We start from the raw sequence: 12,823 nt of genomic DNA, 5'->3' as shown, positions 1-12,823 counted from the left end.
TGGTCGGTGGAGAATTGGTTTGCGTGCGGTGGCGAATAGAGCGATCAACGGGGCGACTCGACCACTTGCCGGAAAACAGGAGGCAAACATGAGGCTTGGCTATCTTGGGTTTGGAACCATTGCGCGGGCCTGCGCCGAAGGTTTGGTCAGCGATGGGCATGACATTGTTGTCAGCGAAAGAAGCCGGGCCAACTCATCCGAGCTGTCGGCTCGCTTCGACACTGTGACCGTGGCTAACAATCAGGGTGTATTGGATGCCAGTGACGTGGTCTTTGTCGGATCGACCGCCGAACAGGCCGAGGCTATGCTATCCGCGCTGCAGTTTCGCGAAGGCCAACGAGTGATCTCGTTCATGGTTGGCATCTCGCCGGAACAGGTTCAGGCCCTCGTTGCACCGGCCACGTTCGAGACGTTGATGATCCCGTTCCCGTCTATTGCCTCGGGCGGGTCTCCGGTTCTGGTATTTCCCGCGTCGCCAACGATTGAGGCGCTCTATGGTGGTTCGAACACCGTTATCACCATGAAGTCGGAGAGTGATTTCAACGAGTTTCTGGCCGCTCAAGCCCTGCTTTCGGTTGTAGCGAAATCGCTGGCCGTTGGGATTGACTGGCTGGGCCATAAGACTGGTAGCGCCCATGAGGCCGAGAAATTCCTGCGTCTGTTGATCGGAGGGTCGATCATGGCCGCGCCGATGGAGACCGAGAACGCGATGGCCGATCTTGTCGAATCCCTAAACACGCCGGGCGGGCTGAACCAGCAATTGCGAGAGTACATGGCCGATCGCAACACCTATGACGATCTGGTCCAAGGGATCGAGGTCTTGTCGGCCCGCCTATCCGAGGGCTGATTACCCGTACTGTACGCGCGCGCGACGACATCATGTCGCTGATGCGGGATGCGTTTATCCGTTGGGATCGCCGCGACGACCGCTATGTTAAACTTTCGCGGTTTGACATTGGCCCTTTGGTCTGGTGATACCCCTCATCGGATCAGACGCTTTTGTCGACCGAAGCTGAAAAGGGTAATCAGGTGCGCGCCAAATCTACGTTCGTGACCCCGCTTCCAACCCAATGGGTTGGGCCGATTCTGTTCAGGGGGGATCTGGTGTCCGGTGAGGTCAGCGTCCCTCTGGCAACGTTCGAGACGCCCTTATGGCCCTCCACCGCGCGCGGTGCGGGTGTTTCGCGGCATGCAGGCGGCATTCAGGTCACCCTGGTTGATGAGCGGATGACTCGCTCCATCGCTGTGCGGGCGCAGGATGCGGCCTCGGCGCATCAAGCCTGGCAACGGATCGAGGCGCAGACGGACAAGGTGGCTGAGATCATCTCCTCGACCAGCCGCTTTGCCCGCCTGATCAAGCTGAATCGCCAGATCGCCGGGAACCTGCTGTTTATTCGGATCGAGTGTTCCACCGGGGATGCCTCGGGTCACAATATGGTGACCAAGGCGGCTGAGGCGGTGTTGAACTGGGTCTTGGATGACCAGCCGCAATTGGCCTACGCGTCGATCTCGGGCAACCTGTGTACCGACAAGAAGGCATCCGCTGTGAACGGGCTTTTGGGGCGGGGCAAATACGTCATTGCTGAAGTGGAAATTCCGGGTCGACTGCTGCGGCGCATGCTGCGTACTACGCCCGAGCAGATGGTTGCGCTCAATCTCGAAAAGAACCTGATTGGCGGAAATCTCGCGGGGTCTCTGCGCAGCGCCAATGCCCATTTCGCAAACATTCTGTTGGCCTTCTATCTGGCCACCGGTCAGGACGCCGCGAATATCATCGAGGGCAGCCAAGGTATCGTTCATTGCGAGGCGCGCGGCGAAGATCTGTATTTCTCATGCACCTTGCCGAACCTGATCGTCGGTTCGGTCGGGGCAGGCAAAGGCAATGAACAAGTCGAAGAAAACCTGCGCCTGATGGGCTGCAAAGAGGAACGCGAGGCGGGTGAAAACGCCCGTCGCCTGGCTGGCATCTGTGCCGGGGCGGTGTTGTGCGGTGAGCTGTCCTTGATGGCTGCACAAACCAATCCCGGAGAGTTGGTGCGCACCCATATGGAACTGGAACGATGAACAAGCCCAAACCTGCCGACCGCAGCGTGGCCGGGCGCAAGCTGGATCATCTGCGCGCCGTTCTGGAGGACCCCGATGTCGAACGTCGGCGCAGCGGGTTTGACGCGATTTCTCTGACGCATCGCGCCCTGCCTGAGCTGGATCTGGATGCGGTCGACACCAGCACCCGGTTTCTAGGCAAGCCGCTCAGCTTTCCGCTGCTGATTTCGTCGATGACGGGCGGAACCGGGGACGAGATCGCCATGATCAATCGCAACCTTGCTGAGGCGGCCGAGGCGACCGGGGTGGCGATGTCCGTGGGCTCGCAACGTGTATTGTTCGCCGATCCTGCCTCAAGGGGCAGTTTTCAGCTGCGCGATGCCGCGCCGAGCATACCGTTGATCGGCAATATCGGCGCAGTGCAGCTGAACGCGGGGCTAGATGCAGACCACTGCTTGCAGGCCGTTCAGGCGCTTGAGGCAGACGGGCTATACCTGCACCTCAACCCGCTGCAAGAGGCCGTGCAGGTCGAAGGGGACCGCGACTTTTCCAACCTGTCTGGCAAGATCTCTGATCTCGTTTCGAACATGCCGGTGCCCGTGCTGATCAAAGAGGTCGGTGCCGGGCTGTCCGGCCCCGATGTCGAGCTGGCCTATGCCGCCGGTATTCGCCATTTCGATGTGGCCGGTCGCGGCGGCACGTCCTGGAGCCGGATCGAATATCATCGCCGCGCGGACGAACAGGACGATCTGGGTCTGGTTTTTCAGGATTGGGGCCTGACGACGGTCGAAAGTCTGCTTGAAACCCGGGACGTCTTGGTCAAAAAGACCGATCCAACAACACTCATCGCCAGCGGCGGTTTAAGAGACGGTGTGGACATGGCCAAATCTATCATTCTGGGCGCAGATCTGTGCGGAATGGCCGCGCCGTTTTTGGCCGCAGCGCAGGAATCGAGCGCGCAGGTCATCCGCCAAATTGAAAAGTTACGTCGCGAATTTCAGACGGCGATGTTTCTTTTGGGCTGCGCGGATGTATCTCAGCTGAAGGCAAATGTCTCACTGATCCGATCAAGGTCAAAGTTTTGGTAATCTCTACTGGTATCAGCGCGATGAGCTTTTTTACGCCTCATCGCTATATTTCGCTGGACACTCTGGCCCAGCACCACGGCATCGACCCGGCCAAGTTCTCACGTGGGATCGGGCAGGAAAAGATTGCCATGCCCGGGCATGACGAAGACGTTGTGACCTTGGCCGCCGAAGCCGCGAAGCCGATCATTGATCAACACGGAGCAGACGGGATCGACACCATCTTGTTTGCGACGGAAACAGGGATCGACCAATCCAAATCTGCAGGCATCTATGTGCAGCGGCTTCTCGGGCTGCCTTCGAACCTGCGCAATGTTGAGCTGAAGCAAGCCTGTTATTCTGCCACCGCTGCATTGCAAATGGCCTGCGCCCATGTGGCACGTAAGCCGGATCGTAAAGTGCTTGTGATCGCCTCGGATATCGCGCGCTATGATCTGGACAGCTCGGGCGAGGCGACGCAAGGGGCCTCGGCCGTTGCGATGCTGGTCGCGGCTGAACCGACACTGTTGGAGATCGGCACTGTCTCGGGCCTGTTTACCGAAGACATCATGGATTTCTGGCGCCCCAACCACCGGCGCACACCCTTGGTTGACGGTAAATACTCGGCGTTGCGCTATCTCGGGGCGCTGGTGGAGTCCTGGCGCGATTATCAGGCAAATGGCGGCTTGCCCTACGATGGGTTTACGCAGTTCTGCTATCACCTGCCATTCTCGCGTATGGGCGAGAAGGCGCATCTGCGTCTGGCGAAAGAGGCAAAAGCCGAGGCCGATATGCAGGCCGCTTTGCCGGGGATGATCTACAATCGTCAGGTCGGGAACAGCTATACCGCATCGATGTACCTCGCGATCCTGTCCACGTTGGAGAACAGCGATAGCGATCTGGCGGGCAAATCCCTAGGGCTGTTTTCCTATGGGTCCGGCGCAACGGGCGAGTTTTTTGACGCCAAGGTGGTCGAAGGCTACCGCGACCATCTGTTTGCCCCCTGCCACCGGAAAATTCTGGAGGACCGGACCGCCGTCTCGTATGATGAATATGTTGCCCTCTGGCACGCGAGGAATGGCGAGGACGGGACGGACACCCCCATGCCCGATGAGGCAAAAGGGCGCTACAGATTGGCGAGCATTGACGACAACAAGCGCATCTACGTTGACCGGACCGCATGATAAAGTCTGGGCCCACGCGCCCGGCAAATTGATCCTGTCCGGAGAGCATTCGGTTCTGTACGAAATGCCCGCGCTGGCAATGTCCGTGGCCCGCTATACCGAAGTGTCTTTTCAGCCGCTGGGCTTGGGCGAAGGCCTGAAGACCGCGTTCGAGAACCTGTCTTCGGGCGAATACTACCCTCTGAAATTGTTGTCTCAGTTCAAATCGTCACTGGATCAGCGCTTTGATCAATTCACGCGCGGCGAGTTGGATGTCCACAAGATCCTCACGCGTCCCGATGATCTGGCGGTCTATACGCTTGCCTCACTGTTGCATGACAAACTCGCGACGCCCGGATCTGCGATTCCCGGCATTGGTGCGATGAACAGCAAACTGGCCCCGGGACAGCTGGCCAGTCGGTCAGAGCTCCCGATTGGCGCGGGTATGGGATCCTCTGCCGCCATCGTTGCGGCAACAACGGTGTTGTTTGAAAACCTGTTGGAGCGGCCCAAAACGCTTGAAGAAAGATATGAACGGGTCCGGTTTTGCGAGCGTCTCAAACATGGGCGCGCGGGGCCTATTGATGCCGCCGCAGTTGTCCGAGGCGGCCTTGTGCGTGCAGGCGAAACGGGTATCTCAGCTCCGGAATTATCGCCGGATCATGGCTTGTTGACGGGGAACGGTTGGTATTGGGTCCTGCACGGCCGGCCCGAAAGCACCACAGGCGAATGCGTCAGTGCGGTCAAGGCCGAACACGCGCGGAACGACGCCCTTTGGCAACGTTTCGGCGACTGTACGACCGCGTTTTTGACTGCGATCGCCTCGGGGCATGACCCGGACGATGCGATTTCCGAAAACCAGCGATTGCTGGAGACTATCGGTGTCGTGCCGGACCTGTGCCAAACTTTTATCAGACTGATCGAAGTCATTGGCGGCGCGGCCAAAATCTGCGGCGCGGGGTCTGTGCGCGGTGATTTTGGCGGGGTGGTTCTGGTACATTTGGAGGACCACGACAAAATGGCCGATTTCATGTCAGGTTATCCTCAGATGCAATGGTCTGCGTTGTGTCTGGCCTCGACAGGTGCAGCAATGGGAAAAGCACCCGAAAACAACTCAGACAGGGCCAATTCATGATATGGGCCAGCGCACCGGGATCGGTCATGATTACCGGAGAACATGCAGTCGTTTATGGCTCTAGAGCCATCGTGGCCGCCATTGAACAAAGACTGATGGTAACGCTGCGACCACGCACCGATCAATTGGTGTGTCTTTCCTCCGAGATTGCCGAAACGCAAACTGTAGACTTGGATCGGCTACAGGCAGTGGGGCCGTACAAGTTTGTCCTTGCCGCAATCGCCATGCACAGGGATGCGATAGACGTCGGGATGGATATCTCCATCTCGTCGGAGATTGACCCGACGCTTGGGCTGGGGTCATCTGCGGCCGTGACCATTGCCGCTCTGGGGGCCGTTCTGACTGCGACGGGTCAGCCGCTGAACGGTATTCACGCCAAGGCCTATCAGATCATTCAGGATATTCAGGGTCGTGGCAGTGGCGCCGATTTGGCCGCCAGCTTGCAGGGCGGTATGCTGGCTTACCGCGCTCCGCCAAATCCAGAGATGGTGGCACTGCCTCACCCTCCAACGATCAGCCTGCGATACTGCGGCTACAAGACCCCCACCTCGGTTGTGTTGCAAAAGGTTGCGGAACGGATGATCGGAAGAGAGGCCGAGTTCAAAACGCTTTATGCCGATATGGGTGACTTGGCCGATCATGCCATCAATGCAGCAAAGGACCGCGATTGGGTGGCCTTCGCGGACGCCCTGACAAACTATCAAACCCGGATGGAGGATTTGGGCGTGAGCGACGAAACCTTGAACCGGATCATCACATCGGCCCGACAGGTCGAAGGTGTCATGGCGGCCAAGATATCGGGCTCTGGCTTGGGCGATTGCGTTCTGGCCCTGGGAACGCCGCCTGACGTGTTCACTCCTGTGACACTGGCCAGCGAAGGACTGATCATACATGACTGACGCCGTTCAGACCCTCATTGACCAAGCGATGCGAGACGCGGACGAGATTCAAAGCTTCAGCGCCTATGCCCCAAGCAATATCGCGTTGTCGAAATATTGGGGCAAACGGGACAGAGCGTTAAACCTGCCGCTCAACAGTTCCTTGTCGATCTCGTTGGAGGAATGGGGGTCTCATACAACAGTCGAGCCATCCCAGAGCGGGTCGGATCAGGTCTTGCTGGACGGTCAGCCTTTGCCGCCGACCTCAGAGTTCGCGCGCAAGGCGCTTGCGTTTGCGGATTTGTTTCGCGGTGGCCGCGATGTGCCACTGATGATTTCGACCAGAAACACAATTCCGACGGCGGCCGGTTTGGCATCCTCCGCCTCGGGCTTTGCTGCGTTGACCCGCGCGCTATGTGGCAGTTTCGGGTTGGACCTGCAAGCACAGGACATGAGCCTGATCGCCCGATTGGGCAGCGGCAGCGCAACCCGTTCGCTCTGGCACGGCTTTGTGCGTTGGGACAAGGGCATGCGCGCTGACGGCGGTGACAGCCACGGCGTGCCGCTTGAGCCGGTATGGCCGGAGTTCCGCATTGCCATTGTCGAGGTGGACACAGGCCCGAAACTGCACTCGTCCCGCGATGGAATGAACCACACAGTCGATACAAGCCCTCTGTTTTCCAGCTGGCCCGAGATGGCCGATCGGGACTGCAAGACCATCGAGCAAGCGATCAATGAGAGAGACTTTGAAACCCTAGGCCAAACGACCGAGGCAAATGCGTTGGCCATGCACGCGACCATGCAAGCTGCGCGCCCTTCGCTGACCTACCTTTCAGATCAAAGCTGGGTGATCCTGCATCGTTTGTGGCAGGCCCGCAAAGATGGTCTTGCAACCTATGCCACGATGGATGCGGGGGCGAATATCAAGCTGGTTTTCCTGAAAGAAGCCGAGGCAGATGTCCTGCAAGCGTTTCCTGACGCCCGCGTGATATCTCCGTTCGAATGGTCAAACGCATAGAAGCCACGACACAAGATTGAGTGGTCGCCGCTGCCGAACGTGTCACGCTTTGGAAGGTGACCGCGCGCGATCCAATGCACGCTCACCAGGCGTTGGAGGTTGGCAATGCCCTCAAGTCTTCCTGCCCTTTGGCGGGCAATAGACTTTCGCCAAAGGCTTCGCTATCCAACTTGCAGGCTCAGCGCCTTGCCGAACAGGCTCAAACACTTGTAGCAAGGGCAGTGGATATGACGGCCAACCCAAACGACAGAGCCTCAATGACGAAACTCACGCAGGATCCTCATTCGATCCGGTCTGGTGACCGGGAAAAGGTTCTGGAAGTGGCTATCGGTCGCGAGGTTCGGGCCTTTCGCAAGCAACAGAACACAACGGTCGCCGAGCTGGCGCAGGTTACCGGCCTGTCGATCGGGATGCTGTCCAAGATCGAAAACGGCAACACGTCGCCTTCGCTGACCACGCTGCAACTGCTGGCCGATGCGTTGTCGGTTCCGCTGACCAGCTTTTTTCGCCGTTTTGAAGAGCGTCGCGACGCTGTCCACACCAAGGCTGGTGAAGGCGTCGAGCTAGAGCGCGAAGGCACGCGGGCCCATCACCAATACAACCTTCTCGGCCATTTAGGCGCCAATGGTTCGGGCGTGATTGTCGAGCCTTATCTGATCACCCTGACAGCGGAATCGGATGTTTTCCCAACCTTCCAGCATGGCGGGATTGAAACGATCTATATGCTGGAGGGTGAGGTGGATTATCGCCATGGTGATCGGGTTTTTCCGTTGAAACCCGGTGATACTCTGTTCTTCGACGCGGATGCGCCACATGGACCTGAAAGATTGGTCAGCCTGCCAGCGCGGTACCTGTCGGTGATCAGTTACCCTCAGACAAGCTGATCCGCCTTTTAAAAAAATGTTGATGATCAGCTAGCCGAATGGCGCGTTATCCGGACCTTCAGGGGACGGCGTATTACTGCGCGCTCAGAGATTAGGCAAAATTTGCCTGTTAGGAAAAAACATTTCCCCTAGTTATTGAGGATCCGATGTTTTGTTGCTAGCGTACATGCGTAACGAAACACGCAAGGAGAGCTGTCTGCCATGTGCGGAATTGTCGGACTATTCCTTAAAGACCAGTCACTGTCGCCCAAGCTGGGTGAGATGTTGACGGATATGCTGATCACCATGACCGACCGTGGCCCCGACAGCGCCGGTATCGCGATCTATGGCGATCCATCTCAGGGCATCACGAAGGTTACCGTTCAGTCTGCAAACCCCGAACAGGACTTTGCCGGACTGGCGGATGAGCTGGGCCAGAGCCTGAATACCTCCGTGACCCAGACGATCAACGATACCCATGCGGTGTTGGATATCCCCGGCGATCAATTCGAGGTTGCACGCGCCGCGCTGGCCGAGATCCGCCCCTCGGTCCGGATCATGAGCCGAGGGGAGAGCCTTGAGATCTACAAAGAGGTCGGACTGCCCAAAGATGTTGCCGCGCGCTTCAACCTCAACGGCATGACCGGCACGCATGGCATCGGCCACACGCGTATGGCCACGGAATCGGCGGTGACCACGATGGGTGCGCACCCGTTCAACACCGGGGATGACCAGTGTCTGGTGCATAACGGATCGCTGTCCAACCACAACTCGCTGCGGCGCAAGCTGCGCCGAGAAGGCGTGCATATCCAGACCGAGAATGACACCGAGGTCGGCGCCGCTTACCTGACGTGGAAAATGATGAACGGCGCGTCTCTCGGCGAGGCGCTGGAAAGCAGCCTTGAGGATCTGGATGGGTTCTTCACATTTGTCGTTGGCACCAAGGACGGGTTCGGCGTGGTCCGTGACCCGATTGCCTGCAAACCGGCGGTCATGGCGGAAACCGATCAATATGTGGCCTTCGGCAGTGAATACCGAGCCTTGGTGAACCTGCCCGGCATTGAAGATGCCCGCGTGTGGGAGCCGGAGCCGGCGACGGTCTACTTCTGGTCCCACACAGACTTTCCCAACAAAAAGGCCGCGTAAAATGCAGACCTACGATCTTGAGGCCGACGGCCTGCGCGGGCTGAACGCGTCCTTGCAGGAGCAAAGCAAAGAGACCAACCAGACCAGCTGGGAGGTGGTGAATCCCAAGGGCAGCCACGCCATCGCGGTCGGGTTGGACGCACCGATCGAGGTGACGGTGAAGGGCTCAACCGGGTACTACTGCGCGGGCATGAACCAGCAGGCCACTGTGCGGGTCGAAGGCTCGGTTGGGCCGGGCGTGGCCGAGAATATGATGTCGGGTCAGGTCATTGTCGATGGCGATGCCAGCCAATACGCTGGGGCCACGGGCCACGGTGGATTGCTGGTGATCAAGGGCAATGCCAGCTCGCGCTGCGGGATCTCGATGAAGGGGATCGACATCGTGGTGCATGGCAATATCGGCCATATGTCGGCCTTCATGGCGCAGGCGGGCAATCTGGTGGTTTGCGGTGATGCTGGCGACGCGCTGGGGGATTCCCTCTACGAGGCGCGGCTTTTTGTGCGGGGCTCAGTCAAGAGCCTTGGCGCGGACTGTGTCGAGAAAGAGATGCGCCCCGAACATCTTGATATCCTGAAGGACCTGCTGGACCGCGCAGGCAGCGATGCCAGGCCGGAAGAGTTCAAACGCTATGGCTCGGCCCGTCAGCTGTATAACTTCGACGTCGACAACTCGGCCGCTTACTAAGGATGAAGGGTATGAAAGATATGGACGATCAGACCCCGCGCACCGTGCCGATCCAGTCAGCGACCTTTTCTAACCCGATCAACGCTGAGATCCGCCGCGCGGCGGCCACCGGTATCTATGATATCCGGGGTGGAGGCGCCAAACGCAAGGTGCCGCATTTCGATGACCTGCTGTTTCTGGGGGCCTCCGTTTCGCGCTATCCGCTGGAGGGCTATCGCGAGCGTTGCGACACCTCGGTAACGTTGGGCACGCGCTTTGCCAAGAACCCGATCCAGTTGGATATCCCGATCACCATCGCTGGCATGAGCTTTGGCGCGCTGTCGGGACCGGCGAAAGAGGCCCTTGGCCGCGGCGCTTCGGCGGCAGGCACTTCGACCACGACTGGCGATGGCGGTATGACGCCCGAGGAACGCGGGCACTCGAGCAAGCTGGTCTATCAGTATCTGCCCTCGCGTTATGGCATGAACCCCAACGATCTGCGCAAGGCCGACGCGATCGAGATCGTGGTGGGGCAGGGGGCCAAACCCGGAGGCGGCGGTATGCTGCTGGGCCAGAAGATCAGCGACCGCGTGGCCGAGATGCGGACCTTGCCCAAGGGGATCGACCAGCGGTCTGCCTGCCGTCACCCGGACTGGACCGGACCGGATGATCTTGAGATCAAGATCCTCGAACTGCGGGAGATCACCAACTGGCAAGTACCGATCTACGTCAAGGTCGGCGCGACGCGGCCTTATTATGACACTGCGCTGGCGGTGAAGGCTGGGGCCGATGTGGTGGTGATGGACGGGATGCAGGGTGGCACGGCGGCCACGCAGGATGTGTTCATCGAACATGTGGGCCTGCCGACGCTGGCCTGTATCCGACCTGCCGTGCAGGCGCTGCAGGATCTGGGGGTGCATCGCGAGGTGCAGCTTGTGATCTCGGGCGGTATCCGCACCGGGGCGGATGTGGCCAAGGCGATGGCGCTTGGTGCGGATGCGGTGGCGATTGGCACGGCGGCCCTGGTTGCCCTGGGTGACAACGACCCGAAATGGGAAGCCGAGTATCAGAAGCTGGGCACCACAACCGGGGCCTATGACGACTGGCACGAAGGCAAAGACCCCGCAGGTATCACGACCCAAGACCCCGAGCTTGCCGCGCGTCTTGATCCGGTCGATGCCGGGCGACGGCTGCGCAACTACCTGAAGGTCATGACGCTTGAGGCGCAGACCATCGCGCGGGCCTGCGGTCACAATCACTTGCACAACCTCGAACCCGAGGATCTGTGCGCCCTGACGATGGAGGCCGCCGCGATGGCGCGGGTGCCTCTGGCGGGGACCGACTGGTATCCGGGCAAGGCCGGGTTCTGAACATAAAACACGCGGTCCCAAACGGGGCCGCGTTTTCTGAAAACAACAGGGAAAGGAAAGCCGACCATGACGATAGATCTGGCAGCTTTCGCCAAGGAAAAAGGCGTCAAATACTTCATGATCTCGTTCACTGACCTGTTCGGTGGACAGCGGGCCAAGCTAGTGCCCGCACAAGCCATTGCAGAGATGCAGGAAGACGGCGCGGGTTTCGCCGGGTTTGCCACCTATCTGGACATGACCCCCGCGCATCCCGACATGCTGGCCGTGCCGGACCCGTCCTCGGTGATCCAGCTGCCCTGGAAGCCCGAGGTGGCCTGGGTTGCAGGCAATTGCGTGATGGAGGGGCAGGATGTGGCCCAAGCGCCCCGTAACGTGTTGCGCCGCCTGATCGACGAAGCCGCCGAGATGGGCCTGCATGTCAAAACCGGGATCGAGGCCGAGTTCTTCCTGCTGACCCCCGATGGCGAACAGATCAGCGACCCGTTCGATACCGCCGAAAAGCCTTGTTACGATCAGCAGGCCGTGATGCGCCGCTATGATGTGGTGCGCGAGATCTGCGACTACATGCTGGAAATGGGCTGGGGCCCGTACCAGAACGACCACGAGGACGCCAACGGCCAGTTCGAGATGAACTGGGAATTCGATGACGTTCTGAAAACCGCCGACAAGCATTCCTTCTTCAAGTTCATGACCAAATCCGTCGCCGAAAAGCACGGGCTGCGCGCCACCTTCATGCCCAAGCCGGTCGAAGGGCTGACGGGCAATGGCTGCCACGCCCATATCTCGGTCTGGGACGCGCCGGGCGCGGATGCGAAGACCAACGTGTTTGCGGGCGAAGGCGACGGCCCGACCGGAGAGGTTGGTCTGGGCGAGCAGGGCAAGTACTTCCTCGGCGGCATCATGAAACATGCCAGCGCGCTGGCGGCGATCACCAACCCGACGGTGAACAGCTACAAGCGTATCAACGCGCCGCGCACCATGTCGGGGGCAACATGGGCGCCCAACACCGTGACTTGGACAGGCAACAACCGCACTCATATGGTGCGCGTCCCCGGCCCGGGCCGATTCGAACTGCGCCTGCCCGATGGGGCGGCGAACCCGTATCTGCTGCAGGCTGTGATCATCGCCGCCGGTCTGTCGGGCATCCGAAAAAAGGCTGATCCGGGACCGCGCTATGACATCGACATGTATGCCGAAGGCCACACGGTCACCGACGCGCCCAAACTGCCGCTGAACATGCTCGATGGCTTGCGCGAATTCGACAAGGATGCTGAACTGAAAGAGATGATGGGGCAGGAGTTCTCCAGCGCTTTCCTGAAGATGAAGCATCAGGAGTGGAACTCGTTTGTGTCACACTTCTCGAATTGGGAAAAACAACATACGCTGGATATCTGAGAGCAAAAAAGAGGCCGCAGCAAAAGCAGCGGCCTCGGTCTTTTTGGCCACGCCTTTAGCGCGCAGCACCACGTGCAAGATATG

At 59.4% G+C, this 12,823-nt stretch carries 12 protein-coding genes; all 12 read left to right on the top strand.

The genetic code is table 11. The features are described 5' to 3' along the window. Positions 1 to 88 precede the first annotated feature (88 nt). The 12 genes from ACR0J4_RS14330 to glnT all read left to right on the top strand — a co-directional run bounded on the left by ACR0J4_RS14330 (position 89) and on the right by glnT (position 12,739). Entirely contained in the window at positions 89 to 847 is a 759-nt protein-coding gene (locus tag ACR0J4_RS14330; RefSeq protein WP_170549211.1) for an NAD(P)-binding domain-containing protein, read from the top strand. Positions 848 to 1,050: 203 nt separating this feature from the next. Next, a complete protein-coding gene (locus ACR0J4_RS14325) occupies positions 1,051 to 2,064 on the top strand; it encodes a hydroxymethylglutaryl-CoA reductase (RefSeq protein WP_480668709.1) in 1,014 nt (337 codons plus the stop codon). Beyond that, the gene (gene fni, locus ACR0J4_RS14320; protein ID WP_170549217.1) at positions 2,061 to 3,131 is read left to right on the top strand and encodes a type 2 isopentenyl-diphosphate Delta-isomerase; all 1,071 of its coding nucleotides are present in this window, start codon (positions 2,061 to 2,063) and stop codon (positions 3,129 to 3,131) included. Before ACR0J4_RS14325 ends, fni begins: the two co-directional genes overlap by 4 nt. Continuing rightward, a complete protein-coding gene (locus ACR0J4_RS14315; RefSeq protein WP_480668708.1) occupies positions 3,125 to 4,291 on the top strand; it encodes a hydroxymethylglutaryl-CoA synthase in 1,167 nt (388 codons plus the stop codon). The genes fni and ACR0J4_RS14315 overlap by 7 nt, the downstream gene beginning before the upstream one ends. Next, the gene (locus tag ACR0J4_RS14310) at positions 4,275 to 5,405 is read left to right on the top strand and encodes a GHMP family kinase ATP-binding protein (protein ID WP_170643251.1); all 1,131 of its coding nucleotides are present in this window, start codon (positions 4,275 to 4,277) and stop codon (positions 5,403 to 5,405) included. Before ACR0J4_RS14315 ends, ACR0J4_RS14310 begins: the two co-directional genes overlap by 17 nt. Beyond that, complete coding sequence (locus ACR0J4_RS14305; RefSeq protein WP_170643252.1) at positions 5,402 to 6,304, top strand: GHMP family kinase ATP-binding protein; 903 nt, start codon at positions 5,402 to 5,404, stop codon at positions 6,302 to 6,304. Before ACR0J4_RS14310 ends, ACR0J4_RS14305 begins: the two co-directional genes overlap by 4 nt. Next, the gene (mvaD, locus tag ACR0J4_RS14300) at positions 6,297 to 7,301 is read left to right on the top strand and encodes a diphosphomevalonate decarboxylase (protein WP_480668707.1); all 1,005 of its coding nucleotides are present in this window, start codon (positions 6,297 to 6,299) and stop codon (positions 7,299 to 7,301) included. Before ACR0J4_RS14305 ends, mvaD begins: the two co-directional genes overlap by 8 nt. A 257-nt stretch (positions 7,302 to 7,558) precedes the next feature. Next, positions 7,559 to 8,185, top strand: a complete 627-nt coding sequence (locus ACR0J4_RS14295) for a helix-turn-helix domain-containing protein (protein WP_480668706.1) — start codon at positions 7,559 to 7,561, stop codon at positions 8,183 to 8,185. A 201-nt stretch (positions 8,186 to 8,386) separates the two neighbouring features. Next, on the top strand, positions 8,387 to 9,310 hold the full coding sequence (locus tag ACR0J4_RS14290) for a class II glutamine amidotransferase (protein WP_170643254.1): 924 nt from the start codon (positions 8,387 to 8,389) through the stop codon (positions 9,308 to 9,310). 1 nt (position 9,311) lies between these two features. Continuing rightward, positions 9,312 to 9,995 carry a GltB/FmdC/FwdC-like GXGXG domain-containing protein gene (locus ACR0J4_RS14285; protein WP_170643255.1) on the top strand — a complete coding sequence of 228 codons (684 nt, stop codon included), beginning with the start codon at positions 9,312 to 9,314 and terminating at the stop codon, positions 9,993 to 9,995. Between the two features lie 20 nt (positions 9,996 to 10,015). Further along, complete coding sequence (locus ACR0J4_RS14280; RefSeq protein WP_170488465.1) at positions 10,016 to 11,344, top strand: FMN-binding glutamate synthase family protein; 1,329 nt, start codon at positions 10,016 to 10,018, stop codon at positions 11,342 to 11,344. Positions 11,345 to 11,410: 66 nt separating this feature from the next. After that, positions 11,411 to 12,739, top strand: a complete 1,329-nt coding sequence (gene glnT / locus ACR0J4_RS14275) for a type III glutamate--ammonia ligase (RefSeq protein ID WP_170643256.1) — start codon at positions 11,411 to 11,413, stop codon at positions 12,737 to 12,739. The last annotated feature ends 84 nt before the right edge of the window (positions 12,740 to 12,823 follow it).

The sequence above is a fragment of the Ruegeria sp. B10 genome (assembly GCF_056539825.1).
Note: the sequence above shows the minus strand (reverse complement) of the source record. Positions and strands in the feature narration are given on the sequence as shown.

What these genes read in the sequence shown, in the direction of transcription:
- ACR0J4_RS14330 (WP_170549211.1), top strand. Translation starts at nt 89, where the DNA reads ATGAGGCTTGGCTATCTTGGGTTTGGAACCATTGCGCGGGCCTGCGCC.
- fni (WP_170549217.1), top strand. Translation starts at nt 2,061, where the DNA reads ATGAACAAGCCCAAACCTGCCGACCGCAGCGTGGCCGGGCGCAAGCTG.
- ACR0J4_RS14305 (WP_170643252.1), top strand. Translation starts at nt 5,402, where the DNA reads ATGATATGGGCCAGCGCACCGGGATCGGTCATGATTACCGGAGAACAT.
- mvaD (WP_480668707.1), top strand. Translation starts at nt 6,297, where the DNA reads ATGACTGACGCCGTTCAGACCCTCATTGACCAAGCGATGCGAGACGCG.
- ACR0J4_RS14295 (WP_480668706.1), top strand. Translation starts at nt 7,559, where the DNA reads ATGACGAAACTCACGCAGGATCCTCATTCGATCCGGTCTGGTGACCGG.
- ACR0J4_RS14290 (WP_170643254.1), top strand. Translation starts at nt 8,387, where the DNA reads ATGTGCGGAATTGTCGGACTATTCCTTAAAGACCAGTCACTGTCGCCC.
- ACR0J4_RS14285 (WP_170643255.1), top strand. Translation starts at nt 9,312, where the DNA reads ATGCAGACCTACGATCTTGAGGCCGACGGCCTGCGCGGGCTGAACGCG.
- ACR0J4_RS14280 (WP_170488465.1), top strand. Translation starts at nt 10,016, where the DNA reads ATGGACGATCAGACCCCGCGCACCGTGCCGATCCAGTCAGCGACCTTT.
- glnT (WP_170643256.1), top strand. Translation starts at nt 11,411, where the DNA reads ATGACGATAGATCTGGCAGCTTTCGCCAAGGAAAAAGGCGTCAAATAC.